The sequence below is a fragment of the Paenibacillus sp. 10L310 genome (genome assembly GCF_056395745.1).
In genome coordinates this window covers 1-804 of record NZ_JBFTKC010000048.1, presented here as the reverse complement: position 1 = coordinate 804, position 804 = coordinate 1, and the positions used below count along the sequence as shown (strand labels likewise).

7 tRNA genes and 1 rRNA gene are annotated in these 804 nt (G+C 52.6%); all 8 read right to left on the bottom strand.

What is annotated here, in order from left to right:
* Positions 1 to 64: 64 nt before the first annotated feature.
* Positions 65 to 145, bottom strand: a tRNA-Leu gene (locus AC1DE7_RS31625).
* 6 nt (positions 146 to 151) lie between these two features.
* A tRNA-Lys gene (locus AC1DE7_RS31620) sits at positions 152 to 227 on the bottom strand.
* Between the two features lie 9 nt (positions 228 to 236).
* Positions 237 to 311, bottom strand: a tRNA-Gln gene (locus AC1DE7_RS31615).
* Between the two features lie 9 nt (positions 312 to 320).
* Positions 321 to 396, bottom strand: a tRNA-Val gene (locus AC1DE7_RS31610).
* A 7-nt stretch (positions 397 to 403) separates the two neighbouring features.
* Positions 404 to 475, bottom strand: a tRNA-Glu gene (locus AC1DE7_RS31605).
* Between the two features lie 10 nt (positions 476 to 485).
* Positions 486 to 558: transfer RNA gene (locus AC1DE7_RS31600), tRNA-Thr, on the bottom strand.
* A gap of 3 nt (positions 559 to 561) precedes the next feature.
* Positions 562 to 637, bottom strand: a tRNA-Asn gene (locus AC1DE7_RS31595).
* 84 nt (positions 638 to 721) lie between these two features.
* Positions 722 to 804 (bottom strand): 5S ribosomal RNA (rrf, locus tag AC1DE7_RS31590); the annotation flags it as partial.

Genomic DNA, 804 nt, shown 5'->3' with positions numbered 1-804 from the left:
AACCCGCGACCCTCGCCTTGGCAAGGCGATGCTCTACCGCTGAGCCACTTCCGCAAATAAAGGATGCGCGTGGAGGGACTTGAACCCCCACGTCAAAGACGCTAGATCCTAAGTCTAGTGCGTCTGCCAATTCCGCCACACGCGCATATGATGGTGAGTCATGAAGGGCTCGAACCTTCGACACCCTGATTAAAAGTCAGGTGCTCTACCAACTGAGCTAATGACTCATACTAAAATGGCTGGGGATATAGGATTTGAACCTATGCATGACGGAGTCAAAGTCCGTTGCCTTACCGCTTGGCTAATCCCCAATAAAAATATGGTGGAGGCTGAGGGGATCGAACCCCCGACCCTCTGCTTGTAAGGCAGATGCTCTCCCAGCTGAGCTAAGCCTCCAACTATATGACCCGTAGGGGATTCGAACCCCTGTTACCTCCGTGAAAGGGAGGTGTCTTAACCCCTTGACCAACGGGCCCCATTTCCAAAGCTCTCAACCGGGATCGAACCGGTGACCTCATCCTTACCATGGATGCACTCTACCTACTGAGCTATGAGAGCAAATGGCTCCCCGAACAGGGCTCGAACCTGTGACAACTCGATTAACAGTCGAGTGCTCTACCAACTGAGCTATCAGGGAATAATATGCATTTGCAGGGCAAATGCAATTCATCGTACAACGTCCACATGCAGAGCCTGTTTTCTATGTATGATGAAAGAGTTCGCTTGGCGGCGTCCTACTCTCCCAGGACCCTGCGGTCCAAGTACCATCGGCGCTAGAGGGCTTAACGGTCGTGTTCGGGATGG